We start from the raw sequence: 25,223 nt of genomic DNA, 5'->3' as shown, positions 1-25,223 counted from the left end.
CTTTATTCCGACAGCAAAAGCACCGGCGTCTCGATCAGCTTTTTGACGTCCTGAATGAAGCTGGCCGCGTCGTATCCGTCGACCACGCGGTGATCGCAACTGATCGAGATGTTCATCAGCTTGCGCTTCTCGATTCGCTCGCCGCCCATGCCGTCAGGCACGAACATCGGACGCTCGATAATGCGATTCGGACCGATGATGGCAACCTCGGGCCGGTTGATCACGGGGGTAGTCGCCACCCCGCCCAGCGGGCCAAGCGAAGTCACCGTAAGTGTCGAACCCGAAAGCTCTTCCGACTTGGCAGAACCATCGCGCGCGGCATTGGCAAGGCGGCCGATCTCATTGGCAAGCTGCCACAGGTTCTTCGCCTGCGCATCGCGGATGACAGGAACCATCAGACCGTTGTCAGTCTGGGTCGCCATGCCGAGGTGCACGCTGCCGTGACGGGTGACGACATTCGCCTCGTCATCATAGCGGGCGTTGATCATCGGATATTGCGGGATCAGCTTGCAGAACGCGGTGATCAGCAGCGGCAGCATCGTGAGCTTCGGCTTTGAACCGCGTGCGCTGTTGAGATCGGCGCGCATCGCTTCCAGCGCGGTGACATCGCATTCCTCGACATAGGTGAAGTGCGGAATGTGACGCTTGGCCGCGCTCATGTTCTGGGCGATTCGCTTGCGAAGGCCGATGACCTTGATCACCTCGTCTTCGCGCGTCCGGCCTGCGGGGTTGAAGCCGCCGCCCGAATTGTAGGCGAGGAACTGGTCGAGATCGCCGTGGCGCACGCGCCCGTCCTCGGCCGGTTTCACTTCGGCAAGGTCGATACCCAGATCGCGGGCGCGCTGGCGCACGGCGGGGCTCGCCAAGACCTTTGCTGCCGGTTCGCTGGGAGCCGGCGGGGGCTCGGGTTGCGGAGCCGGCGCAGGTTCGGGTTCAGGCGTGGGTTGCGGTGCAGGAGCGGGAGTGGGCTCAGGCGCAGCTTCCTCAGCCTTTTCCTCGATCTTGGAAGGCGCTTCTGCTTCGACCGCACCTTCCACTTCGATCACAAGCAGCATCGAGCCGACAGCGATCACATCGCCAACCTCGCCCGCGATTTCCAGCACCTTGCCGTCCACCGGGCTTTCGATGTCGATCGTCGCCTTGTCGGTCATCACGTCGACCAGATGCTGGTCTTCGGAAACCGTGTCACCGACCTTGACGTGCCATTCGACGATCTCCGCCTCGGCCACGCCTTCGCCCACATCGGGCATGTTGAAAGTGAACTTCGCCATTGCGCTTTAGTCCTTGAGGATCTTGTCGATGGCCTCGCCGATGCGGACAGGGCCGGGGAAATAGGCCCATTCGAGGCTGTGGGGATAGGGTGTGTCGAAGCCGGTGACGCGTTCGACCGGGGCTTCGAGATGGTAGAAGCAACGTTCCGTCACCAGTGCTGAAAGTTCCGCGCCAAATCCGCTGGTGCGGGTCGCCTCATGCACGATCAGGCAGCGCCCGGTCTTTTTCACCGAAGCCTCGATAGCTTCAATATCGAGCGGAACCAGCGTGCGCAGGTCGAGGATTTCGGCGTCGACACCCTTCTCGCGGCACACGCTTTCGGCGACATGCACCATCGTGCCATAGGCCAGGATCGTCAGCGCCTCGCCCTCGCGAACGGTGCGCGCCTTGCCGAGCGGGATCTTGTAGTATCCTTCGGGCACAATGCTGGCATCATGCTTCTTCCACGGCTCCACCGGCTTGTCGTAATAGCCCGAAAACGGCCCGTTATAGATCCGCTTGGGTTCGAAGAAGATCACCGGATCATTGTCTTCGATACAGCTGATCAGCAGCCCCTTGGCGTCATAGGGCGTGGACGGGATCACCGTTTTCAGGCCCGAGACATGGGTGAAGATCGATTCCGGCGATTGCGAGTGCGTCTGCCCGCCGAAAATGCCCCCGCCAAAGGGCGAACGAACCGTCATCGGCGCGATATATTCGGTGGCCGAGCGATAACGCAGGCGCGCAGCTTCGGAAATCAGCTGGTCCAGGCCGGGATAGATGTAATCGGCGAACTGGATTTCCGGCACCGGGCGCAGGCCATAGGCCCCCATCCCCACCGCGACGCCGATGATGCCGCATTCGGAAATCGGCGTGTCGAACACGCGGGTCTTCCCGTGCTTTTCCTGAAGGCCCGCAGTGCAGCGGAACACGCCGCCGAAATAGCCGACATCCTCACCCATCACGATCACGTCGGGATCGCGGGTGAGCATGATGTCGAGCGCTTCGTTGATCGCCTCGATCATGTTGATGCGGCGTTCGGCGGTGGCTTCGACGGCCGCCTGTGTGTTTGCTTCGGCGCTCATTTGCCAGCCTCGTCCATCGGGTGGTGATCAGGCCATTTGATCTGGCGTTCACGCGTGGCCTGCTGCGCCTGTTCCTTGAGGTGCCAGGGCAATTCCTCGAACACGTCTTCGAACATGGTGTGGAACGGATGGTGCAGGCCGTGGCCCAGAATGCCGTTCTTTTCGGCTTCCTTGGTGGTAGCCTTGACCCGTTCAGCGCATTCAAGGTCCATCGCCGCGTGGCGCTCCTCGTCCCATTCGCCGATGGCGATCAGGTGCTTTTTCAGGCGCATGATCGGATCGCCCAGCGGCCATTCCTCACGCTCCTGCGCGCTGCGGTAGCCACTCGGATCGTCGGAGGTGGAGTGCCCTTCCGCGCGATAGGTGAAGTATTCGATCAGCGTCGGACCCTTGTTGGCGCGGGCGCGGTTCGCTGCCCATGCCTGCGCGGCATAACAGGCCAGCGCATCATTGCCGTCGACGCGCAGCCCCGCGAGGCCGTAACCCAAAGCGCGGGCGGCAAAGGTGGTGCGTTCGGCCCCGGCAAAACCGGAAAAGCTCGAAATCGCCCACTGGTTGTTGATCACATTGAGGATCACCGGCGCGTTGTAGACGGTCGCAAAGGTGCAGGCGGAATGGAAATCGCCTTCCGCCGTGGAGCCCTCACCCACCCATGTCGCAGCAATGCGGCTGTCGCCCTTGATCGCGCTCGCCATCGCCCAGCCCACGGCCTGCGGCGTTTGGGTCGCAAGGTTGCCCGAAATGCTGAAGAAGCTGTGCTCACGACTCGAATACATGATCGGCAGCTGGCGGCCTTTCAGCTTGTCGCCCTTGTTCGAATAGATCTGGTTGATCATTTCGATCAGCGGGTAACCGCGCGCGATCAGGATGCCCTGCTGACGATAGGACGGGAACACCATGTCGTCGCTGGCCAGCGCCATCGACGCGGCAACGCTGGTCGCCTCTTCGCCGGTGCACTTCATGTAGAAACTGGTCTTGCCCTGCCGCTGGCCGCGGAACATGCGTTCGTCAAACGCGCGCACCAGAGCCATGTGGCCCAGCATGGTGCGCAAGGTTTCAGGATCAAGCTTCGGGTCCCAGGGGCCGTGCGCATTGTCGTCTTCGCCCAGAACGCGGATCAGGCCATAGGCGAGATCCTTCATCTCATCAGGTTTGGCGCCTTCGTCAGGGCGCGGCTGCGCACCTGCTTCGCCAATGTCGACATCGGAGAAATCGACCGGGTCGCCGGGACGCGAACGCGGCTCCGGCACGTGCAGCGCAAGCGCGGGGCGATTGTCGCCGGACGGGGGTGTTGTGGAGGCCGGATCGGCCATAGGCTTGCTCTCCCAAGAGTGCTCTTGGACACTCGCCTATGTCAGCCGATGTGGAGCGGTCAAGGACGCGCAATCACACCGCAACAGGAGCCTTGATCGGGGGCAGCGGCGCGTAATCATGCACCACGAAATCCTCGATTTGGTAATCGAAAATTGTTTCGGGCTTTCGCGTGATTTCCAGAGTGGGCAACCCCTGCGGCGCGCGAGTCAGCTGTTCGTCGATCAGATGGGCGTGGTTGAGATAGAGGTGCACATCGCCCCCCATCCACACCAGTTCGCCCGGCTCATGCCCCGTTTGCTGCGCCATCATCCGGGTGAGCAGCGCGGCAGACCACAGGTTGAACGGCAGTCCCAGCGCGACATCGCAGCTGCGCTGATAGAGCATGCAGTTCAGGCGATTTCCGGCGACGTGGAACTGATAGGTCTTGTGGCACGGCGGCAGCGCCATCCGGTCCAGTTCGGCGACGTTCCAGCCTTCGATGATGTGGCGGCGGCTGCCGGGATTGGTGCGCAGGCTCTCGACCACTTCGGCGACCTGATTGATGCCCGGCCCCTTTTCGTACAGCCCGTCCTTGCGATAGCGAAATGTCGGCCAGTCGACCCATTGCTTGCCATAGACCGGCCCCAGATCGCCCCAGCGCGCGGCGAAAGTTTCGTCATCGGCAATCCGCTGCACGAAATCGTCAAGGCTGATCGCATCGCCCGTTTCGCGCACATATTTCGCGTGGGGCCATTCGTTCCATATTTTCACCCCCTGCAGCACAAGCGGGCGGATATTGGTTTCGCCGGTGAGGAACCACAGCATCTCGCGCGTGGCGGTTTTCCAGTAGACGCGCTTCGTCGTCAGCAGCGGCATCGCCCCGCCGGCAAGGTCAAACCGCAGCATCGCCCCGGCAATCGAACGGGTGCCCACACCGGTGCGATCGACGCGTTCGCTGCCGCCGGTCCATATCTGGCGCATGAGATCGAGATATTGCTGTTCGGGGTGCGGATTCGCGGGCGTAGGCATGCGAAGTTTATAGGGTGCAAATGCATGCTTGCCACCCGCGCTATCCACACCTATAGCGCCCGCCTTGCCTCGATCCGCGTGGTGCGAATCTGCGTGGAATCGATTGGGTCGGGGAGTAGCTCAGCCTGGTAGAGCACTGTCTTCGGGAGGCAGGGGCCGGAGGTTCGAATCCTCTCTCCCCGACCAGCAAAAAGGGCCGCGAGTGGTTATCCACCCGCGGCCCTTTTGATTCAAGTCAGCCGATCACCACAGCCAGACGTAAAGCCCGATCAGTGTGGCGACAGTCATTGCGGCCAGCGTATTGAACAGCGTGCTGGTCGCAAAACCGATGTCGCTCAGCTTGACGGTGCGTTCCTCTTCAGGAGCCGTCGTCATGCGCGACACCACCATCGCTGCGATCAGGGCCAGCACAAAGACGCCCCAGATGCGGATGATGAACGGTACATCGGGCATACCGAATTTCAGCAGCACGTTGACCGCCAGCGATCCGAGCAGCGCGGTGAAGGCGCCAGCGGCATTCGCACGCTTGTCAAAAAAGCCAAGCAGAAACACCACGACGATACCCGGAGCGATGAAGCCGGTGTATTCCTGCACCGTCTGGAACCCGCTTTCGAACCCGCCGATAAACGGACGGGCCAGAACCAGCGCGATTGCCATGGCGGTGAAGGCGGCGATGCGGCCCACCGTCACGTAATGCTGTTCGGGCTTGTCAGGCTTGGCCGCCTTGTACAGGTCCATGGTGAAGATCGTCGAGATCGAGTTCATCATCGACGCCAGCGACGAAACCACCGCCGCGATCAGAGCCGCGAACACGAGGCCCCGCAGACCGGCAGGAGCGAACGCCATCAGTTCGCCATAGGTGCGGTCCGATTTCTCAGCCAGAGCCGCTCCGTCAAGCACGCCCTGCTGCGCAAGGATCACCGCCGCGATCCCCGGCACCACCACGATGAACGGCACCAGGATCTTCAGGAAGGCGGCAAAGGCGAGACCCTTTTGCGCTTCGCCCAGATTCTCGGCACCCAGCGCGCGCTGAATGATGTACTGGTTGAAGCCCCAATAGCTGAAGTGCAGCACCCACAGACCGCCCAGCAGCGTCCAGATCCCCGGAAGGTCCGAATAGGCCGGATGATCGGGTTCAAGGATCATCTCGAAGTGGCCCGGCATTTCCTGCAGCAGATAGCCAAAGCCCGCCACCGCACCGTCCGCCGGCAGCGCGTCAAGCGCGAACCAGGTGATCGCCAGACCGCCAAGGATCAGGATCACGACCTGAATGATGTCGGTCAGCGCCACGGCCTTCAGACCGCCATAGATCGAATAGAGCGCGGCAAACGCGGCCAGCGCCATCATCGACGACATGACGCCCCACCCCGTCAGCGACTGCACGGCAAGCCCGCCCAGCCACAGCACCGTGGTAAGGTTTACCGCAGTGTAAAGCGCGACCCAGAACACGCTCATGAGGTTCTTCACCCCGTCACCATACCGCTGCATCAGGAACTGCGGCATGGTGTAGATCTTGCGTTTCAGGAAGATCGGCAGGAAGTATTTGGCAACGATGATCAGGACGATGGCCGCCTGCCATTCATAAGCCGCAATCGCGACCCCGACGGCAAACCCTTGCCCCGACTGGCCGATGATCTGTTCCGCGGAAATGTTCGACGCGATAAGCGAAGCGCCAATCGCCCACCACGGCAGCGCCCGTCCGGCGAGGAAGTAGTCCTCGGTATTCTTGTCATGACCTGCCGGTTCACGACTGACGAACAGCGCGATCCCCAGCAGCGCGAGCGCGTAGCCCGCGATAATTATGATATCTATTGTCTCCAGCGTCATCGGCCGATCCCCTCTCCTCGCGCGAGATTGTTTGCCCTCGCGTCGTATTCCCCCGATTTCAAATGACTAGCACACAAGCCGGCGGCTCCAATGAGACCCCGCCGACTTATGCGCCATCATCATTCAAACTGTTCCGTTCAAAACGAACATTGCGTGCCGGCGGGCAGTTCGCGGCGCGAAATCTCAACCACCGACAGTTCCAGCGGAGCGTCTGTCGCGATCGTCAGGCTGTCGCCCAGCGAACCCAGACACGCCTGCGTCAGCACCATTTCGCGCCAGCCCTTGCCCGCAGCGATTGTCAGTTGCGGGCTGACCGAAACCGGTTCGCCGCCGCTGGAAATCGTCACCTGGCCCGCAGGAGCCTGAGGCAGGTTGTAGCTGATAACGAACGCGCCCTCGCCCGATCCGTTCAGCGTCAAGCTGCCGCCCGGTCCGAAGGTGATGCTGCGTGCGTCTTCCTGGCGATCCTTGTCGATCCCGCGGGCGACGATGCCATCGCCCTGGCCGCGCAGATTGGGCAGGTCGCTGCCTCCGGCCATAGCCGAAACGCCAGCAGCCAGACGCCCGTTGGCATACCATTCCGAACCGGCGGAAAGGCTCAGGAAACCGCAATCCTCGCTCAACCTGCCAAGCGCGCTGTGATCATCAAGAGCGCGGCCGTATCCCATAGCGAACAACGCGCCGTCGGGGCCGTTAAGCGGCATTCCTTCGCAGCTTGCCGGCCAGCTGAAAGACAGCTTGCCCGTGGCGGGAACGGCGCCGAACAGCACATCGGCCACACCCGCGCCCTCACTGCCCGGAAGCCACGAGGCAACAAACGCGTCGGAAGCGTTCAGTTCGCGGTTCATCCAAAGCGGGCGGCCCGAAAGGAAGACAGAGACAGTCGGAATGCCTTGCGCCTTGAACTTGCGCAGCAGTTCGAGCCCTTCTTCGTCGCCGAAAACCATGTTTTTGCGGTCACCGGCAAATTCGGCATAGGGTTGTTCACCGAACACGACGATGGCGACATCGGGACGCTGTTCGAAAGAACCATCCACCGAAAGTGTCGCCGAACCGCCGCTTTCAACAGCAGCCTCTTCGATACCGGCCCAGATCGATGTCGCGCCGGGGAAGTAATCATTGGTGAGTTCGCGCCCGCCCTGCCAGGTCAGCGTCCAGCCCCCGGCAGCCTGCGCGATGCTGTCTGCCGCTTCGCCTGCGACAAGGATGTTCGCGCCCGATTTGATCGGCAGCACGCCTTCGTTCTTGAGGATCACCTGCGACTTGGCGACCGCTTCGCGTGCAATCGCTCGGTGCGATGCCTGACCCAGCTTTTCATACTCGCCAGCGTTGGGGCGTGCAGATGGCTTTTGCGCATCAGGGCCGAGCAGCCCGGCGCGCATCTTCACGCGCAGGATGCGGGTGACAGCTTCGTCCACGCGCGCTTCGGGAATGGTGCCGTCGCGCACCTGTGCCAGAAGCGATTCATAGAGCGCCACCGCATCATCGGGCACCATGTAGATGTCGAGGCCCGCCAGCAGCGACTGCGGGCAATCCGAAACGGTGCACCCGGCAATCTGCCCGTGCGCGTTCCAGTCACCCACGACCAGCCCGTCAAAGCCCATTTCGCCGCGCAGCACATCCGTCAACAGGTCGCGATTGCCGTGCATCTTGATGCCGTTGATCGAGTTGAAGCTGGCCATGATCGTTTCGACCCCGGCGGCAATCGCCATCGGATACGGCACCGCATGGATCGCCATCAGCTCTTCGATATCGCCGTTCACATCGCCCTGATCGACACCCTGATCGGTTCCGCCATCGGCAAAGAAGTGCTTGGCCGTCGCGATCACGCGGCCTTGTGCGAGGAAGTCTGCGTCACCCGGCTTGCCCTGCAACCCTTCGATCAGCGCCGCGCCCATTTGTCCGGTCAGCACCGGGTCTTCGCTATAGCTTTCGTAGGTCCGGCCCCAGCGATCGTCGCGCGCGACAGCCACAGTGGGGGAGAAGTTCCAGTCGATGCCGGTAACCTCGATCTCAACCGCAGTTGCCGCGCCAATCTGGCGCACGATATCGGGATCGCGGGTGGCACCCAGCCCGATATTGTGCGGGAAGATCGTCGCATTCATCACATTCGTGTGACCGTGCACCGCGTCTGTGCCCCACATGGTCGGAATGATCGGCTCGCCATTGGGCAGAGGCGCGGTCGATGCGTCCCACATCTCGTCCGCAAGCCGCAGCCATTCGGAAGCAGGCGCAAATTCGTCGCCATAGGGGCCGCCGTTGCCGCCGTTGAGATAGCTGCCCCAGCGATACTTGCGCATTTCCTCCGGCGTGACGGAATTGATCTGCGGCTGGATAAGCTGGGCAATCTTGCGCTCCAGGCTCATGCGCGAAACGATATCCGCGATGCGGGCTTCGCTGTCAGCTTCAACAGAGGTGGAAGCGGCCACAGCCACAGGTGTTGAACTGGCCGATTGCAGGCTTCCTTCGCTGCAACCGGAAACGGCAAGCGCCATGACGGCGCTGGCGAGCACCAGACGTGCTTTACTACGCATTTTCAGAGAGTCCCTCCCAAAGACCTTTGCTCTCTTATCCCAAATGAGAACGTTATCAATATACTACAAATCGCGCCTTTGAATGCAAGCTTTGCGGTGTCAGCGGCGCACAGGAATGGTGAAAAGCAGCGCTCCGGCGATCCCGGCCAACAGCGCAAAAAGCAGGAAAAGTCCTGTGAATCCAAAGCCCGGCACCAGAGTCAGGGTGAACCAGGGCATCACAATCGATGGCAGCGTATTGGTGAGATTGAATACGCCGAGATCACGCCCACGGTGCCTTGGCTGCGGCAAAACGCGCAAGGTCTGCGCGGTGTGCAGCGAAAGGAACACCGATGCGGCGATTGAAAACACCACATATCCCGCAATCGCAACATCCAGTTCGCGCGCAAATGCCATCAGAACCAACCCCGTGGTGATCACAAGAGCACAGATCGCCAGCGGAATGATCGGGCGTTCGCGCCGGTCCGACCAGCGGCCCAGCAACAGCGCGAGCGGAACCGATATGATCAGCACCATGCTGAAGATGTTGGCGGCGGTGTTTTCGTGAAAATCCTCTGCCAGCGAGCGCAGCCAGAACAAAAGAAAGGCGAACAGGCCCGCTTCGGCGATCTGCACAAGGAAACGCGCAGCCCACATCCGGGCAAAGGTGGCACGATCCTTGACGATCCTTGTATCCTCTTGTGTTGGGGGCGCCTCCTCCATCAGTTCCGGACGCACCCTTTTTCTTGCCGCGAGCGCCGCGGGCAGCACGCAAAGCGTCACCAGCAGAATGACGGTGAGCAACCGGTTCTGCGGATCGACTACGTGTTCGGAAGTCACCAGCGATCCAGCAACAGCGCCCATCGCAGGCGCCAGTGCCAATGCGCCACCCAGCACGCCTTTTTGACTGTCCGGAAAGCAATCCCCCGCCAGCGCCAGCAACGGAGCCAACATCATGTTGAGCCCCACCTGCCAAAGCATGACAAGGATCACCAGTTCGGTAAGGCTGCTGGCGTGTCCAATAGCGATCAGCAGCGCGCTGGAACTGGCTAGCCCCAGCAGGATCCACGGAGCGCGTGTTCTTGTCCTGTCGCTCAAGATGCCGAAGGCGATGTTGGCGAGGCTGGCGACAAGCGCACCGAAGAACGTCACCCGCGCAAGAGCGGGCACGTCCGCCGTCCCCATCAGAGCAGTGATCTTGAGCGGTAACAGGACCGTCAGGAACGGCACATAGGCAATTGCTCCTCCCCCCGCGGCCAAAGCGAAGAGGGCAAGGTACCAGATCGGCTGGCGATTTTCGGGACTGTCGATTGCCTGCAACCCCGCGCTCAGTCAGCCTTTGGCGCCGGACCGATCGAAGCCCGTTCGACGAGGCTAGCAGGAACATCAATCACACCGCCCTTGTATGGCTTATCCTTTAGCGTGATGAGTTTTTCCACCGCTGCCGAAACTGTCTTTGCGATCGGCTGATCGATTGCCGTCAACGGCGGCTGCGAAAAACGGATGATCGGCGTGTTGTCGAACGAGATGATCGAAAGATCGCGCGGGACATGCATCCCCCGGTCGCGCGCCACTTCAAGCGCAGCCAGTGTCATCTGGTCGTTGCTGCCGATGATCGCGGTAATGCCGGGATTACGATCAAGCAGCGCACGGGCCGCCTTTGTCCCGGACTCATAACCAAAATCTCCGCGCTCGCTCAGCCCGTCAGCGTTCAAGCCATGCTCTTCCATAGCCCGCCGCCAACCATCGACACGCCATCCGCTGAGGCTGTAATCGCGTGGACCGGCAATGATGCCGATGGTGCGATGGCCAAGCTCGATAAGGCGCGACGTGGCCTGATGGGCGGCTTCCTCATCGCCCATGGTCAACGGAATGCCCGGCCCATCCTCGGTCGACCCGATCCGGGCGAAAGGAATTCCCCGCCGCTCCAGCAGATCGGTGATCAGGCGGTTTTCCGAGTGAGGCGGGGTCAGGATCACCCCATCAGGCTGAAGCGCCGAAATCGTGCCGTCCAGCTCGCGCTCGACATGGTCCATATGCGTGTCGACCAGTTCGACCATCATGCGATAGCCATGCTTCGAACAGGTCAGGATCCCGCCGAGCAGCATCTGGTCGACCCAGTCGGTGCCCTGCCTCTCGCGCCAGTCGGCCAGCGTTCGTTCGCGATCGTTGATGGCGAGGATGATGTAGGATCGCGATCCGCTCATCCGCTGGGCGGCAAGCGATGGCACATAGCCCAGGCGATCAATTGATGCCTGCACCTTGTCGCGCATCTGCGGACGGACATTCGGCCCGTCATTGATGACGCGGCTGACAGTTTGCAGCGAAACCCCTGCATCTTCCGCCACATCGCGGATTGTCACCGATTTGTTTCGACCCCGTGCCATGTCCCGTTCGCCGTCAATTCAGACCGGTTGCACTGCGTCCCTTCAGCGCAAACCAGCTCCCCCCTTATCCCGATATCCCGATTATTGGCAAAGGCCGATGCAGGCAATCACCCGCTTCGTTTTGGGATATCGATTTGTGCCACAGCCGATGGCGTCGTGCCATCGGGTTGGCAACCAAGAAAGGGGAATCTTGCCCCCTCAAGCAAGATTCCCCTTTGCACCCTACCCAGTTACTGGGCCCGATTGCTCGGACGGCTTCGACTGATCCCCTTAGAAGTCGAAGCGCGCAAGGAAGGTGTAGCGCCGGTCGTTGCGGAAGGCCGAACGTGTGATCCGGGTTCCGTCAAAGTCGACGACCTGGCTCGTCACGGTCACTTCGTCGAGCAGGTTCACGCCCTGCACGCCCAGCTTCAGGTAATCGGTGACCGAGAAGAAGATCGACGCGTCAAGCTGACCGGTCGATTCCTGCCAGATCGGCGAGAACGGGAAGATGTCGTCGCGCGGAGTGATCAGGAAGTCCGAACGCCAGTTGTAGGCTGCGCGCATCGACAGCGGTCCCTTTTCATAGAAGACCGTGGCGTTGACCGTGTGCTCGGAAATCCCGGCAAGCGGCTGCGATGAAGCGAACAGGCTGGTGTTGCCCGCCAGATCGGAGTTCGAGAATTGACCACCATCAATGTAGGTGTAAGTCCCCGCGAACCCGAGGCCGTCAAGCGGCGAAGGCAGGAAGTCGTAAGTCTGCTGATAGCCGATTTCGACGCCCTTGAGCGTGCCGCCATTGGCATTGACTGGGCCGTTGACTTCGACCGGGACAACCAGATTGCCGCTCGGCGCGATGAAATCGACCGTATCGACACCCGAGTTCACGATCCCCTGAATGTCCTTGAGGAAGCCAGAGACCGTGATCGAGCCGACATCGTCGAAATACCATTCGACCGAGAGATCGTAGTTCCAGGATTCAACCGGGCGGATGTTGCGGTTGCCGGTGAAGAGCTGGAACAACGGACCGGTTTCCAGCGTGCCTTCGGCGCGCAGGTCGTTGGTGTTGTCACCGATTGCACCCCCTGAACGGAAGAGCTGCAAGTCAGGCCGCGAAATGCCCTTCGAAACGGCAGCACGGAACAGCAGCCCGCCGCCGACATCAAGCCGTGCGTTGAAGCTGGGCAGCCAGTGATCGAAGGTGATCGCGCGATCATCAAGCACCAGATCGCCGGTGAAGGCCGCAGCGAATTCCGCCTTGCGGGCATCCGACAGGCCGCAGAAGCCCGGCAGGGTCTGCCCCGGAGGCGTACGACCGCAGGAAGCGTTAAGCTCCGACACTTCGACAATACCGTTACCGTTGCCCTGACCGTTGGTGACGCTGGGGTCATCAAAGCCGAACGGGCTCGGGAAACCGATCAGACCGCCGGTGCGAACCTTGGTTTCGACGAAACGTACGCCGAAGTTGCCTTCGAGGTTCCAGCCATTGTCGAAATCCGTGCCGTAGTCGATGCGGGCATAGGCTGCCTTGGTGACTTCGGTGACATCCGAAACTTCAGGCGGGCAGAACGGATCGCAAGCCGTGGTGTTGCCGGCGATATCGGTGAAGAAACGACCCTGAACGCCGAAGAACGGGTTCGGTGTTTGTGAGAAGATGTTCAGCTCGCGCGCCTGATTGGCGGTTTCGCCCGAGAGGTATTCACCCAGGAAGTCATCGCCGCCGTAGAAGAACGCGCCACCGCCCGCGATCGGGGTCGGCGCATTGCCGCGCTGGAACCCGTCTGCGAAGGGTGACCGGAAGTTCGAGAAGCCAGGGAATTCATCAACATAGGCACCGCCTGCGATCGCAAATTCCTGACCCGGAAGGCCGGTGAAGAAACGACCCGGCTGGAAACCGCCGGTAGCAGCACAGCCCGGACCCGCGTTCCACGGAGCGCAGCCTGCACGGCCAGCCCAAGGAGCCGAAAGGTTGCCCCAGGTGCTGAAATTGGTGTCACGGGTGATCCGGTCACGCTCGGCCCAGCGAGCACCGAAGCGGGCGCTCTTGAAGAAGCCGGTGTCGCTGATGTCGTATTCGGCATCGAAGCGCGCGCTTTCCAGTTGACCTTCGTTGCGGGCGAGCGAGTCGAGCAGGAACCAGTAATAGGTGTTCTGGCCGCTGGTGAAGTAATCGCTCGGAGCCCCCGGAGGCGCGAGGAATTCGACCTGCGGAGTCTCGCCGGAAGCATCAATGGCAATGTTCGCCCAGCTGCTCATCACGCCGATGATCGAGTCCTGACGCAGGTCGGATTCGATCCGCTGCGCTTCGAAGTTTACGCGGAAGCGATCGGTGACTTCCCAATCAATGTCGATCGAGAAATCTTGCGTGGTTGCAAGCGTATCACGCTGGAAACGCAGCGATTCGAGCGGAATACCGCCGCGACCGAACGGGTTGGCGTAGGCATCGCCGATGCGCTGGCTGAGAATGCCGCGCTGGAAAATGCCGTTTTCGTCGAATTCCCAGGTCGTGCCAGCAGCCGGGACCGGGAACAGCGCATCATCATTGACGAGCGCGAGCAGCGCAGCTTCGTCAGTGGCGAAGCTCGTTTCCGAACGCAGCCATTCAAAGGTGACGAGGAAATCGCGGTTCGGGCTTTCGTACTGGACGACAGCGTTGAACGCTTCACGATCACGCTCGAGTCCGGTCGTGCGGACACCCGCACCCTTCGGCGCAATGACTGTGCCCGGAGGTGGGAAGTTCGACGAATCGAAGCCGGTGGGATCTCCGACGCCGCCCGAGCTCACCGAAGTCGTGCGGAAGCACGGACCGTCCAGAGTGTCTGCGCGATAGCAAGGGTCAGTCAGCTGCGACGCATCGGTGCGGCTGATCAGTTCCGAACGGGCATAGCCAAACTGGAGACCGATCGAACCGCCTTCATTTTCGAAGGTGGTCGAACCGAGAACCGAGAAGCCCGGCGAGGTTTCTTCAGCGAGGTCACCAACGTTGGCTTCGATCGTGCCCGACAGGCGGGTGCCGCGATTGTCGAGCGGCTTGCGAGTGACGAGATTGACGGTACCGGCGATGCCGCCGTCGACCATGTCAGCCGTGACGTTCTTGAACACTTCGACGCGGCCGAGCAGTTCGGGCGAAACGTCGTTGAAGCTGAGGACAACACCGTTGGAAGCCGAGAAGATGTCACGACCATTCAGTTCGGAACGGACAAACGGCAGACCACGGATGATGACGCCGGTGCCTTCGACCGAGAAACGGTCAGGGTCGGAAGTCTTTTCGAAACGGCCGATGTTGACGCCGGGGATACGCTGCAGCGTTTCGGCAACCGAACGGTCAGGCAGTGCGCCGATGTCCTCTGCGGTCACCGCATCGACGAAGGTGTCTGCGTCACGCTTGATGTTCTGGGCGTTTTCCAGCGAGGCGCGGAAACCGCTGACGACGATCTCATTGCTGGCCTCAGCAACTTCGGTGACGTCCTCACCTTCGTCTGCATCCTGCGCATAGGCAGGACCGGCGATTGCCATGGACATCGCCAAACCCGAAGCGGTGGTGAGTGCAAAAAGACGCCGCGAAGGCGCAGTACGACTGGTATTCATGGATTGAATTCCCCTCCCAAGATCCCCTGGCGGCGTTCTTGCCGTCCGTGTTGGAAGTCTGGTAGCAACATTTGTGAGCGTTCTCAAGACTTGCAATATTAGGTTCACATTGCATTGTGGCATACAAGTCACAGAGGCGCGGGTGGAGAGGATGCGCGGGGGCTGTTAAAGCGGCCTGCGGGATAGAGGAAATCATGGCAATTCAACAAATAATCATCGTCGGTGGAGGCACCGCAGGCTGGATGGCAGCAGCGGCCCTGTCGCGACTCAAGACCAACCGCGATCTGGGGATTACGCTGATCGAATCGGAACAGATCGGCACTGTCGGCGTGGGCGAGGCAACCATTCCGCCTTTCGTGGGCTTCAATGATCTGCTCGGAATCAGCGAGGCGGAAATGCTCGCCGAAGTGGGCGGCACGTTCAAACTGGGCATCCAGTTCGAAAACTGGGGGAAGCGCGGCGACAGCTACATCCACCCGTTCGGCGCTTATGGCTACACGATGGGCGGTCTTTCCTTCCACCACATCTGGCACAAATTCGCCAAGGACGGGGACAAGCGCCCGATTCAGGTCTTCAACGTAGAAACCATGGCCGCCTATTTCGGCAAGTTCATGCGCAGCGAGGACTATCAGAAGCAGCGCGACGATCTGCCGCCGGTCAACTACGCCTATCACCTCGATGCGGGCCGCTATGCCGCCTACCTGCGCAAATACGCCGAAGCTCGCGGCGTGGTGCGGCAGGAGGGGCGCATCAGCAATGCGAATCTCCACAGCGAAACCGGCTTTGTCACTTCAGTAACGCTGGACGACGGGAGCGAGATTGCGGGCGACCTGTTTATCGATTGCTCGGGTTTCCGGGGGCTGTTGATCGAACAGGCGCTGGAAACCGGGTATGAGGACTGGACCCACTGGTTGCCCTGCAATCGGGCGGTTGCCCTGCCCTGCAAGCGCGAAGATGGCAGTCCACCCCCACCCTTTACCCGCGCCACCGCGCACAGCGCCGGATGGCAATGGCAGGTGCCGCTGCAACACCGCAACGGCAACGGCCACGTCTATTGCAGCAGCTACATGGAAGATCAGGAGGCTCTCGACATCCTGCTCGGCAATATCGCCGGAAAACCGCAGGCCGAACCGAATTTCCTGCGCTTCACCACCGGACGGCGCAAGAAGTTCTGGAACAAGAACGTCGTTGCGCTGGGCCTTGCCGCGGGCTTCATGGAGCCGCTCGAATCGACCTCAATCCACCTTATCAACACCGGGATCGACAAGCTGTTGTCGCTCCTCTCGCTCGACGGGGTGACGCAGGCACAGCAGGACACGTTCAACCGCCTGACCGCGCGTGAGTACGCGCGCATCCGCGATTTCCTGATCCTGCACTATAACGCCACCACGCGCGACGACAGCGACTTCTGGAACTATGTCCGCACCATGGACGTGCCCGATACGCTCACCGAGAAGGTCGAGATATTCAAGGCCAACGGCCAGATCTTCCGCGAGGAAGACGAACTGTTCACCGAGACCAGCTGGGCTGCGGTGTTGATGGGTCAGGGTATCGCGATGACGGGCCACAATCCGATGGCGGATTCGCTCGATATCGCCACCACGCGCCGCGAAATCGACGAGATGGAACAGTCAATCCGCTTCCTAGTGCAGCACATGCCGGGGCATGGCGACTATCTGGCACGCTATTGCCCGGCAAAGGCCGCCTGAGGGGGCTCAACGACACACAGGCGGGGCTGAAAGGTTTTGAGAAAGCCCGAAGCCCCGCTTCACCCGCTTCATTCATGACCGTGCAATAGGCGGGAATTTACGCATCAGGTTTTCGACCGCAAATCTTGATAGCGTTCTCATAAATGTACAACACAGCCTGTCAAAAGGCATGGACTCAATAAACAGATCGGAACCTGGGGAGGATTACGATGAAGACACAAGTCGCAACTCTGGCCGCAGCCGTGCTGCTGGGCACTTCGGCCATCGCTCTTGCACCGCTGGGCGCACAAAACCGCGCCGCGCTCGAAGCGCTTGATGCGCAATTGCCCGGTGATCTCGTCAACGATCCCTCCCGTATCGACTGGCAAAGCTACGGTGCCGATCTCGAAGCGTCCTCGATCGTCGATGAATCGATCCCCGGCGGCGGGGCGGCCCGCCGGTTCGAGGTCAAACGTGCGGCGGAATTCATCTATACAGCGGGTACCAACATCCCGCTGACCGAATCGGTCGATCGCGGCGAAACGGTGACCGTCGGATTCTACGCGCGCACAATCGAAAGCGACGAGCCCGACGGCTACGGCGTTGTGCGCGTGCGGTTTCAGCGCAATGTCGAACCCTATCCCGGCTTTGGCGAACAGACGCTCACCATCGGCAAGGACTGGCAGTGGTACGAAGTAACCGCCACCGCCGAACAGAAATTGCGTTCGGACGACGGGATCATCGCCCTACAATTCGGACGCTCGCGCCAAATCATCGAAATCGGTCAGGCCATCGTCGTCAGCGGCGCCGCCAAGATCGCCGAGACCGGGCCGGTAACCGTGGCGGCGGCCAGCTTCCAAATCCCCGACCTCGAAATGCCCGAAGGGCTCGAAGGGACAGGCACGCTGATCAATGACCCGGGCCAGAATTTCTGGAAGTTCGGCGGCTCCACCGGCAGGCACGAAAGCCGCGAGGAGCGCGAAATCTGGATGATGCGCGCCACCCGCTTTACCGTGGATGATCCGGCATCGAACCTCACCGATCTGGCCGCGACCGTGCCGATCAATCGCACCATCAACGAAGGCGACGATCTGGTGATCGCGATTGCCGCGCGCACCATCAGCGCGTCGACCGAGGACGGGCGCGCCGTTGCCGCATCGCGCATTCAAGGGACTTCGCCGCCGTTTGAAAGCTTTGCCTCAAACCGGTTCCGCATCGGCCCGCAATGGCAGCTGATCAAGATCGAGACGAAGGCTCCGCGCGGTTACGGCGCAGGCGGTGCCGAGCTTGAGCTTTATTTCGGCGGAACCGTCCAGGAAGTCGACCTCGGCCCGGTCTACGTTTTCAAGGTCGAGAAATAGGCAGAGTCAGACAATCGCGTCGGCAATCACGCCCAGCGCGATTGTCAGCAAGCCGAGGCCGGTGGAAAGCTGCACGCGCAGGCTGAAGAAGTCCTTCGCGGCGTATCCCAGCGCGCGGTCCACCAACGGGGAGGCAATTATCAGCGCGCCCAGATACATCAGCGCCGGGCCGGGCCATTCCCACCCGAACGTCCACGGCAGGAACAACGCAACCGCCAGCAGGCTGGGCATGACGGCAATCAGATAGGCCCCCGCCCCGCCCCTGCCCGTGGCGATGGCCTGTCCCCACCACACACCGCCAAGGAAGCTGAAAATCGCAGCCGCATAGGCGAACCCTCCGGCAAGAGCGGTCTAGGCGTAGTCATGACCCATAGCGGCCAGTGCAACGCAGATGATCTGGGGCAGCAGCCCGGCATAGCCGAGCCAGCGCGAAGCGGGAGTAAGGCTGTTTTGTCCGTCCATGCAGGCACAAACCTGCGGGAATCGGGCAAGTTCCCGCCAAGCTTGCGAGCCGGGACAATTTGCGCCAACCCGTGGCCATGAACCTGTTCGATCTTTCCGGCCGCGTCGCGGTCATCACCGGCGGCAATGGCGGCCTTGGACTTGGCATGGCGCGCGGGCTTGTGAAAGCGGGCGCGAATGTCGCGATCTGGGCGCGCAACGAGGCCAAGAACAACGCCGCATTCGAAGAGCTTAGCGAAATCGGCGGCGGTCGCGTTCTCACCCAACTCTGCGATGTCGCTCGGGAATCGGATATCGAAGAGGCAATGCGTGTCACGCTCGACGTGTTCGGCCGCGTGGACATCGCTTTCGCCAATGCCGGAATTTCGGGCGCTGGAACGCGCATTCCCGACATCACCGCCGAAGGATGGGACGCGACCTTTGCAGTCAACACGCGCGGTCCGGCGCTCGTCTACAAGCACGTCTCCCGCCACATGATCGAACGCGCCGAAAACGGCGATGCGGGCGGCAAGTTGATCGTCACATCCTCTGGTCAGTCGATCATGGGGGTCAACAAAAGCTCCGACTATGCCGCGTCCAAGGCGGCGGTGAACGGCCTGACCCGCGGCGCGGCCTTCGAACTGGCGCGCTATGGCATCACCGCCAACGCGCTGCTTTTCGGCTATTACGAAACCGACATCACGGCGAAAGCCAACCCGCGCTTTGCCGAATGGATGTCGCAGCGCATTCCGTTGCGCCGCCCCGGCGATCACGGCGGGCTGGAAGGGCTGGCAGTGTTCTTTGCCTCCCCGCATTCGGATTACATCACCGGGCAATGCCTGCCGGTCGATGGGGGGCTTTCGATCAGCTAGATTTGGCGGAACGGCGGCCCCATATGCCCGTTGTCCCCATACCTCCCTTGCAAACGGACCTCTCATCTTGGCCGAAGACGACATTCCCGATTTCGACGACAAGCCCGCGGACCGATCACGCGAAAAAGCCGTGCCGTCGGGGCGGCTGGCGCGGATCGGCACTTTCGGGCGGCTGGTCGGCGGGGTTGCTGGCGGCATGGCGGCAGAAGGCGCGCGGCGGCTTTCCAGTGGTGAGAGGATTTCAGCTCGCGACCTGATCCTGACGCCGGGCAATGTCCAGCGGCTGACCGACCGCCTGTCGCACCTGCGCGGCGCGGCGATGAAGATGGGGCAGATGATCAGCTTGGATGCAGGCGATTTCCTGCCACCCGAATTGTCGAAAATCCTCGCCACCCTGCGCGATCAGGCGAATTTCATGCCGACGCGGCAACTGGATCAGGTGCTGAAAAGCGAATGGGGGCCGGACTGGCGCAAGCAGTTCCGCTGGTTCAACCCCCGCCCCATCGCCGCCGCCAGCATCGGGCAAGTGCACAAGGCGCTGACCCGCGACGGCGAATTGCTGGCGATCAAGGTGCAGTATCCCGGCGTTGCCAAGAGCATCGACAGCGATGTCGACAATGTGATGACGCTGCTGAAAGTCGCCGGTTTCGCTCCGCCGGAACTGGAGATCGAGAAATTGCTCGCTGCGGCCAAGCAGCAGCTTCACGAAGAAGCCGATTACCAGCGCGAAGGCGCGCAGATGGAGATGTACCGGCAGCGGCTGGAGGGCGTGGAAGGCTTCGTCGTCCCGCGCCTGCACGCTGGCCTGACGCGCGGCTCGATCCTCGCCATGAGTTTCGAGGAAGGCGTGAGCATCGAAGAGCTTGAGAACGAGAGCCCCGAGCGCCGAAATGCGACGATGGAGCGGCTGATGCGACTGGTGGCGCGCGAATTGTTCGATTTCGGGGTGATGCAGACCGATCCCAACTTCGCCAATTTCCGCTTCCGCCCTTCGACCGGGGAAATCGTGCTGCTCGACTTCGGTGCCTGCCGCGATGTCGATCCCGATGTGTCGAACGGCTATCGCAAGATGTTGCGAGCGGGCCTCAACGGCAATCGCGACGAAGTGCTGGCGGCGACCATCGAATCCGGCTTCATGATGCCGATTGTCGCGGAAAAGCACCCGGAGCGGGTGAACCGCATGATCGACATCGTCATCAACGAAATGCGCGAGGACAAACCCTTCGACTTTGGCGACCGCGCCTTTGTCCCGCTGCTGCGCGAAGAAGGCATGGAAATCGCCAAGGACAAGGACACCTGGGCCTTCCCGCCGATCGAAACGCTGTTCGTCCAGCGCAAGGTATCGGGCACCGCGCTGCTCGGCGCGCGGCTCAAGGCCAAGGTCAATATCCGCCGCCTGACGGAGGAGGTGCTGGCATCGACCAAGCCCCTCCCCGCCAAGGCTGCCTGATCACTCGCCCTGTTCGGCCAGTTGCGCCGCGATCCAGCGATCGACGTGCTCTTCAAGCACGGACAGTGGAATGGCGCCGTTTTCCAGCACGGTATCGTGGAAATCGCGCAGCGAGAAATTCGCGCCCAACGCTTCCTCTGCGCGGGTACGCAGTTCGCGGATCTTCAATTCGCCCACCTTGTAAGCCAGCGCCTGACCCGGCCAGGTCATGTAACGATTGACCTCCGCATCGATATTGGCCGCCGACAGCGCGGTGTTCTCGGTCATGAAATCGACCGCCTGCTGCTTGCTCCAGCCCTTTGAATGCAGCCCGGTGTCGACCACCAGTCGGGTCGCGCGCCACATTTCATAGCTGAGCCGCCCCATCTGCTTGGCCGGGGTGTCATATAGACCCATCTCGATCCCGAGCCGCTCCGAATAGAGGCCCCAGCCTTCGACAAAGGCGGTGAAGAAGGTGCCGTTGGCGCGCAGCGGGTGAATGTCGAGTTCTTGTTGCAGAGCGATCTGGAGATGGTGGCCGGGCGCCGCTTCGTGCACGCCCAGCGCGGGAAGCTCCCACAGAGGCCGCTGGTCCAGTTCGGTCATGTTGAGCCGGTAAATCCCCGCCTGCCCGTTTTCGAGCGAACCCGGCTCGTAATAGGCAGTGGTGTTGCCCGGCGCGACGGCGGCAGGCATCGGTAGTACGGTGTAGGGCTGACGCGGCAAGCGACCGAACAGCTGCGGCAGGAACCCGTCGATATGCTTTGCCAGCGCCTGCGTATAACGCAGGTACTCGTCCTCGTTGGTCATGTAATATTGTGGATCGGTGCGCAGGTGCTCGATGAAGGCCTCTCGCGTGTCGAACCCGGCCTCTGCCGCGACCGTTTCCATTTCTGCCCGGATGCGCGCGACTTCGGACAGGCCGAGATTGTGCACTTCGTCCGGCGTCATGTCGGTGGTGGTGAAGCTCTTGACCCGGTGGGCGTAATATTCGGCCCCGCCCGGCGTCGCCATCACGCCCGGAGTGCCGCTGCGGCAATTGGGCGCGTATTCCTGCGTGTAGAAATCGAGGAACGCCTTGTACCCCGACAACACCCCGCCGCTGATCGCGGTTTCGGCGCGGGCTTTCAGCGAAGTCCAGTCTTCTTCACTCACTGATGCGGGCCGCTCCCCGGCGAAGGGGCGCCAGAGCGGCGATTTCGTGTAATCCTCGACCACGCGCTGACGAATGCCGTTGTCGAAGCCCTGCATCGGCTCGCACGGCTGCGTCAGCCCGCGCGCCACCGCTTCGCGGCTGCGGGCGATGCCATCGGCATTGTAGGCCTCGAACCCTTCGAGCCTCCCGACGTAGCTTTCGTAATCGGCCTGCGTGAACAAGGGCGAGCGATACGGCATGGAATCAAAGCCGTAGAACCAGCCGCCGCGATTGGTGAAAAGGATGTAGCGCGAATGGTCGAAGGCGCTGGCTTCGATCTGGTCTTCGAAGCTGCTTTTGAGCACCGCGTAATCAATCTGGAGATCGACCGGCAGTTGTTCGGCATCAATGCCATTAAGACGGGCGAGGAAAGCCCGCGCTTCGGCGATTTCGCGATCATATGCGGCGAGCGACAGATCGCCCAGCTTCCCGTCACCCCGCCGATCGCCGACGCTGGTCGCCAACATCGGAGAACTGTCGAGCGCCGCCTCCCAGACCTCCTCACGCAGCGCCTCGTAATCCTCAACCGGGCCGGCCAATGCCGGAAATGCGGGAAGGGCCACCAAGGCGAGGCTACAAAGAATGGTACGCATCCGACATTTACTCCAAATTCAGTATGTTACAGCTTGCCTAGAACACAATTCTTGCGGTATTACGCAAACATGTTGCAGGCGTCGACAAACAAACCAGCCGTCCTCTTTGTCTGCCTCGGCAATATTTGCCGTTCGCCCATGGCCGAAGGCGCGCTGAAATCGGCCGCTGCCAAAATCGGCCTGGAAGTCAGCGTCGATTCCGTCGGGACTGCCAATTACCATATCGGACAGGCACCCGATCCGCGGGCGATCGCTGTCGCCCGCGCCCATGGCATCGACATCGGTGGAGTGATCGGGCGCCAGCTGACTGAAATGGACTTCCTCGATTTCACGCATATCTTCGCCCTTGATACCGCGAACATGGCCGGGATCAAGGCGCGCGCTCCGCGACACGGGACGGCCCGCATTGCCTTGCTGCTTGATTCTGTCGAAGGGCGCGAGGGAGAGTCGGTGCCTGATCCATACTATGGCGACACCGAAGAATTCGAGCGGTGCTGGAAAACGATTGACGAAGCCTGTCATGCCCTGGCCCGCACGCTGGCCCGCGATGGTGTGAACGCCCGCTTCTGACAGAAGCCGCGACAACCTATCCACCGCGCAGCAATTGCACACCCCAATCGCGTTCGAACAGATACAGCAGGATACGCGCCGCCTCGCCGCGTGGAGAGGTCAAACCACCATCGCGCTCGATCAGCAGGCGCGCGTCGGCATGGGCTGCGGGCAGCAATTTCTGCACCTGATCCAGATTGGCAATGCGAAACGCTGCCTCCCCCGATTGCCGCGTACCGAGCAATTCGCCGCCGCCGCGCAGTTCGAGGTCTTCTTCGGCGATGCGGAACCCGTCCTGCGTTTCGCGCATCAGCGCCAGCCGCTTCTTGCCGGTTTCGGATAGCTCGCCGCCACGCAACAACAGGCAGACCGATTTCTCGCTGCCCCGCCCCACACGCCCGCGCAACTGGTGCAATTGCGCAAGGCCGAACCGTTCGGCCTGTTCGATCACCATCAGCGTCGCGGATGGAACATCGACCCCGACTTCGATCACCGTGGTCGCGATCAGCAGCTTCGCCCCGCCGCTGGCGAAGCGTTCCATATTGGCGTCCTTCACCTCGGGCCTCAGCTGTCCGTGGACCAGCACCACGTCATCGCCAAACCGCTCCTTCAACGAGGCATAGCGCGCCTCCGCCGCGGCGATATCGGCGACTTCGCTGTCGCGCACCATCGGGCACACCCAATAGGCTTGCTGCCCGGTGGCAAGGTGCCGTTCCACCCCGGCAACCACATCCTCCAGCCGTTCCTGCGCGACGACCCGCGTATCGATCGCCTGCCTGCCCGGCGGCAATTCGTCGAGGCGGCTGACATCCATCTCGCCATATTGCGCCAGCGTCAGGCTGCGCGGGATCGGCGTTGCCGTCATCGCCAAGGTGTGCGGCGCCCGCCTGCCCTTACCCGCCAGCGCCAGCCTTTGCTGCACGCCGAAGCGGTGCTGTTCGTCAATCACGACAAGTCCGAGATCGTGATAGGTGACGCTGTCCTGAAAAATGGCATGCGTGCCGACAAGTATGTCGATCTCGCCATTCACCAGCCCCATCAGCAGCCCTTCGCGCTCGCGCCCCTTCGCACGGCCTGTCAGCAAAGCGATTTCCGCGCCCGTGGGGGCAGCCATCTTGCTCAGCGTCTCGTAATGCTGGCGCGCGAGGATTTCCGTCGGCGCGAGCAAGGCGGCCTGCTTGCCCGCCTCCACCGCGATCAGCATCGCTTCTAGAGCCACCACGGTCTTGCCCGCGCCGACATCGCCCTGCAGCAGCCGCAGCATTGGCGCTTCCTGCTGCATGTCGCCTTCGATTTCCGCGACAGACCGCTTTTGCGCTCCCGTCATCTCGAACGGCAATTGCAGACGGTCGCGCAGCGATCGGTCACCAATCAGCGCCTGCCCCTTGCGCCTGCGCCCCTCCGCCTTGACCAGCAGCAGCGCGAGGCTGTTCGCGAGCAATTCGTCATAGGCCAACCGGTCGCGCGCCTTTTCATTGGCGGATTGGTGCGCCAACTTGATCGCGTCGCGCCATGCGGGCCAACCCTCTCGCTCGAACTGGCCGGGTTCGATCCATTCGGGCAGGTCGGGCAGGCGATCGAGCGATTGCGCGACCAGCCCTGCTACCTTGGGTTGGGTCAGCCCTTCGGAGAGGGCATAGACCGGCTCCACCAGCCGCCCCATATGGGCGGCGCTGTTGTCTTCGACATGATCGGGATGGACGATCTGGAGCATGTCGCCATAGCGATCAAGCCGCCCGGCAACCCAGCGTTTCTCACCCACGGGCAAGGTCTTTTTCGCGGTGTAGGACGCCCGCCCGAAATAGGTCAGCGCGCAGATATTGCCGATATCGTCCTGCGCCAGCACCCGGTACGGCCCGCGCTGGTTGCGCGATGCGCGATGCTCTGTCGGGGTCAGCGCGATAATAACCTGTTCACCCTCCGCCCCTTCGTCGAGATTGGCGATGGCACGCCGGGTAACGAAGCGTTCAGGCAAATGGTATGCGACATCCTTGACCCGCGTAAGGCCGAGCTTCTCAAGCGGCTTCGCCAGCTTCGGCCCGACACCGTCGAGCGTCTGGCTTTCGGCAAAGATCGGATTGAGCACCTCGGGACGCATTATCGCATTCTATACCCGGTTGCACGGCTGGCGCGAGTGTCTTAC

At 61.7% G+C, this 25,223-nt stretch carries 16 protein-coding genes, 1 tRNA gene and 1 pseudogene; 6 read left to right on the top strand and 12 right to left on the bottom strand.

Annotated elements, in window-relative coordinates:
- Positions 1-2 precede the first annotated feature (2 nt).
- The 4 genes from AABA34_RS09590 to thyA form a co-directional block, all read right to left on the bottom strand.
- On the bottom strand, positions 3-1,271 hold the full coding sequence (locus AABA34_RS09590) for a dihydrolipoamide acetyltransferase family protein (protein ID WP_338302434.1): 1,269 nt from the start codon (positions 1,269-1,271) through the stop codon (positions 3-5).
- A gap of 6 nt (positions 1,272-1,277) precedes the next feature.
- The gene (locus AABA34_RS09585) at positions 1,278-2,336 is read right to left on the bottom strand and encodes an alpha-ketoacid dehydrogenase subunit beta (protein ID WP_338302433.1); all 1,059 of its coding nucleotides are present in this window, start codon (positions 2,334-2,336) and stop codon (positions 1,278-1,280) included.
- Positions 2,333-3,649 carry a 3-methyl-2-oxobutanoate dehydrogenase (2-methylpropanoyl-transferring) subunit alpha gene (locus AABA34_RS09580; protein ID WP_338302432.1) on the bottom strand — a complete coding sequence of 439 codons (1,317 nt, stop codon included), beginning with the start codon at positions 3,647-3,649 and terminating at the stop codon, positions 2,333-2,335. The genes AABA34_RS09585 and AABA34_RS09580 overlap by 4 nt, the downstream gene beginning before the upstream one ends.
- Before the next feature lie 73 nt (positions 3,650-3,722).
- Positions 3,723-4,658, bottom strand: a complete 936-nt coding sequence (gene thyA, locus AABA34_RS09575) for a thymidylate synthase (RefSeq protein WP_338302431.1) — start codon at positions 4,656-4,658, stop codon at positions 3,723-3,725.
- A gap of 109 nt (positions 4,659-4,767) precedes the next feature.
- On the opposite strand from thyA, the gene AABA34_RS09570 reads away from it, so the two are divergent.
- A tRNA-Pro gene (locus AABA34_RS09570) sits at positions 4,768-4,844 on the top strand.
- A gap of 57 nt (positions 4,845-4,901) precedes the next feature.
- Here the strand turns inward: AABA34_RS09570 and AABA34_RS09565 are convergent.
- From AABA34_RS09565 to AABA34_RS09545, 5 genes are all read right to left on the bottom strand, one after another.
- Positions 4,902-6,485, bottom strand: a complete 1,584-nt coding sequence (locus AABA34_RS09565) for a sodium:solute symporter family transporter (RefSeq protein WP_338302430.1) — start codon at positions 6,483-6,485, stop codon at positions 4,902-4,904.
- 137 nt (positions 6,486-6,622) lie between these two features.
- Complete coding sequence (locus AABA34_RS09560) at positions 6,623-9,019, bottom strand: glycoside hydrolase family 3 protein (RefSeq protein WP_338302429.1); 2,397 nt, start codon at positions 9,017-9,019, stop codon at positions 6,623-6,625.
- Positions 9,020-9,118: 99 nt separating this feature from the next.
- Complete coding sequence (locus AABA34_RS09555) at positions 9,119-10,318, bottom strand: MFS transporter (protein ID WP_338302427.1); 1,200 nt, start codon at positions 10,316-10,318, stop codon at positions 9,119-9,121.
- A gap of 8 nt (positions 10,319-10,326) precedes the next feature.
- On the bottom strand, positions 10,327-11,385 hold the full coding sequence (locus AABA34_RS09550; RefSeq protein ID WP_034953816.1) for a LacI family DNA-binding transcriptional regulator: 1,059 nt from the start codon (positions 11,383-11,385) through the stop codon (positions 10,327-10,329).
- Positions 11,386-11,655: 270 nt separating this feature from the next.
- Complete coding sequence (locus tag AABA34_RS09545; RefSeq protein ID WP_338302426.1) at positions 11,656-14,880, bottom strand: TonB-dependent receptor; 3,225 nt, start codon at positions 14,878-14,880, stop codon at positions 11,656-11,658.
- A 266-nt stretch (positions 14,881-15,146) separates the two neighbouring features.
- On the opposite strand from AABA34_RS09545, the gene AABA34_RS09540 reads away from it, so the two are divergent.
- Both AABA34_RS09540 and AABA34_RS09535 read left to right on the top strand, forming a co-directional pair.
- The gene (locus tag AABA34_RS09540) at positions 15,147-16,661 is read left to right on the top strand and encodes a tryptophan halogenase family protein (protein ID WP_338302425.1); all 1,515 of its coding nucleotides are present in this window, start codon (positions 15,147-15,149) and stop codon (positions 16,659-16,661) included.
- 209 nt (positions 16,662-16,870) lie between these two features.
- Positions 16,871-18,001, top strand: coding sequence for a hypothetical protein (locus tag AABA34_RS09535; protein ID WP_338302424.1), 1,131 nt, complete (start codon positions 16,871-16,873; stop codon positions 17,999-18,001).
- A 6-nt stretch (positions 18,002-18,007) separates the two neighbouring features.
- Here the strand turns inward: AABA34_RS09535 and AABA34_RS09530 are convergent.
- Positions 18,008-18,322 (bottom strand): annotated as a pseudogene (locus tag AABA34_RS09530) (DUF3429 domain-containing protein); the annotation flags it as partial.
- A 218-nt stretch (positions 18,323-18,540) separates the two neighbouring features.
- On the opposite strand from AABA34_RS09530, the gene AABA34_RS09525 reads away from it, so the two are divergent.
- Entirely contained in the window at positions 18,541-19,314 is a 774-nt protein-coding gene (locus AABA34_RS09525) for an SDR family NAD(P)-dependent oxidoreductase (RefSeq protein WP_338302423.1), read from the top strand.
- A gap of 67 nt (positions 19,315-19,381) precedes the next feature.
- On the top strand, positions 19,382-20,764 hold the full coding sequence (locus tag AABA34_RS09520; RefSeq protein ID WP_338302422.1) for an ABC1 kinase family protein: 1,383 nt from the start codon (positions 19,382-19,384) through the stop codon (positions 20,762-20,764).
- Here the strand turns inward: AABA34_RS09520 and AABA34_RS09515 are convergent, their stop codons facing one another.
- The gene (locus AABA34_RS09515) at positions 20,765-22,531 is read right to left on the bottom strand and encodes a DUF885 domain-containing protein (RefSeq protein ID WP_338302421.1); all 1,767 of its coding nucleotides are present in this window, start codon (positions 22,529-22,531) and stop codon (positions 20,765-20,767) included.
- Positions 22,532-22,600: 69 nt separating this feature from the next.
- Here AABA34_RS09515 and AABA34_RS09510 point away from each other — a divergent pair, with 69 nt between their 5' ends.
- Positions 22,601-23,101, top strand: coding sequence for an arsenate reductase/protein-tyrosine-phosphatase family protein (locus tag AABA34_RS09510; protein WP_034953800.1), 501 nt, complete (start codon positions 22,601-22,603; stop codon positions 23,099-23,101).
- A gap of 16 nt (positions 23,102-23,117) precedes the next feature.
- On the opposite strand, the gene recG is transcribed toward AABA34_RS09510, so the two are convergent.
- On the bottom strand, positions 23,118-25,178 hold the full coding sequence (recG, locus tag AABA34_RS09505; RefSeq protein ID WP_338302420.1) for an ATP-dependent DNA helicase RecG: 2,061 nt from the start codon (positions 25,176-25,178) through the stop codon (positions 23,118-23,120).
- Between the last annotated feature and the right edge of the window lie 45 nt (positions 25,179-25,223).

The organism is Erythrobacter sp. Dej080120_24, from assembly GCF_036322605.1.
In the GTDB taxonomy this organism is placed as follows: Bacteria; Pseudomonadota; Alphaproteobacteria; order Sphingomonadales; family Sphingomonadaceae; genus Erythrobacter; species Erythrobacter aurantius.
The sequence above is the reverse complement of the archived record's forward strand: the minus strand, read 5'-3'. Positions and strand labels throughout refer to the sequence as shown.

Excerpts from the sequence above, each read along its gene's own strand:
- AABA34_RS09585 (WP_338302433.1), bottom strand. The coding sequence starts at position 2,336 with ATGAGCGCCGAAGCAAACACACAGGCGGCCGTCGAAGCCACCGCCGAA.
- recG (WP_338302420.1), bottom strand. The coding sequence starts at position 25,178 with ATGCGTCCCGAGGTGCTCAATCCGATCTTTGCCGAAAGCCAGACGCTC.
- AABA34_RS09525 (WP_338302423.1), top strand. The coding sequence starts at position 18,541 with ATGAACCTGTTCGATCTTTCCGGCCGCGTCGCGGTCATCACCGGCGGC.
- AABA34_RS09535 (WP_338302424.1), top strand. The coding sequence starts at position 16,871 with ATGAAGACACAAGTCGCAACTCTGGCCGCAGCCGTGCTGCTGGGCACT.
- AABA34_RS09590 (WP_338302434.1), bottom strand. The coding sequence starts at position 1,271 with ATGGCGAAGTTCACTTTCAACATGCCCGATGTGGGCGAAGGCGTGGCC.
- AABA34_RS09565 (WP_338302430.1), bottom strand. The coding sequence starts at position 6,485 with ATGACGCTGGAGACAATAGATATCATAATTATCGCGGGCTACGCGCTC.
- AABA34_RS09540 (WP_338302425.1), top strand. The coding sequence starts at position 15,147 with ATGGCAATTCAACAAATAATCATCGTCGGTGGAGGCACCGCAGGCTGG.
- AABA34_RS09550 (WP_034953816.1), bottom strand. The coding sequence starts at position 11,385 with ATGGCACGGGGTCGAAACAAATCGGTGACAATCCGCGATGTGGCGGAA.
- AABA34_RS09515 (WP_338302421.1), bottom strand. The coding sequence starts at position 22,531 with ATGCGTACCATTCTTTGTAGCCTCGCCTTGGTGGCCCTTCCCGCATTT.
- AABA34_RS09510 (WP_034953800.1), top strand. The coding sequence starts at position 22,601 with ATGTTGCAGGCGTCGACAAACAAACCAGCCGTCCTCTTTGTCTGCCTC.
- AABA34_RS09580 (WP_338302432.1), bottom strand. The coding sequence starts at position 3,649 with ATGGCCGATCCGGCCTCCACAACACCCCCGTCCGGCGACAATCGCCCC.
- thyA (WP_338302431.1), bottom strand. The coding sequence starts at position 4,658 with ATGCCTACGCCCGCGAATCCGCACCCCGAACAGCAATATCTCGATCTC.
- AABA34_RS09560 (WP_338302429.1), bottom strand. The coding sequence starts at position 9,019 with ATGCGTAGTAAAGCACGTCTGGTGCTCGCCAGCGCCGTCATGGCGCTT.
- AABA34_RS09545 (WP_338302426.1), bottom strand. The coding sequence starts at position 14,880 with ATGGCAATCGCCGGTCCTGCCTATGCGCAGGATGCAGACGAAGGTGAG.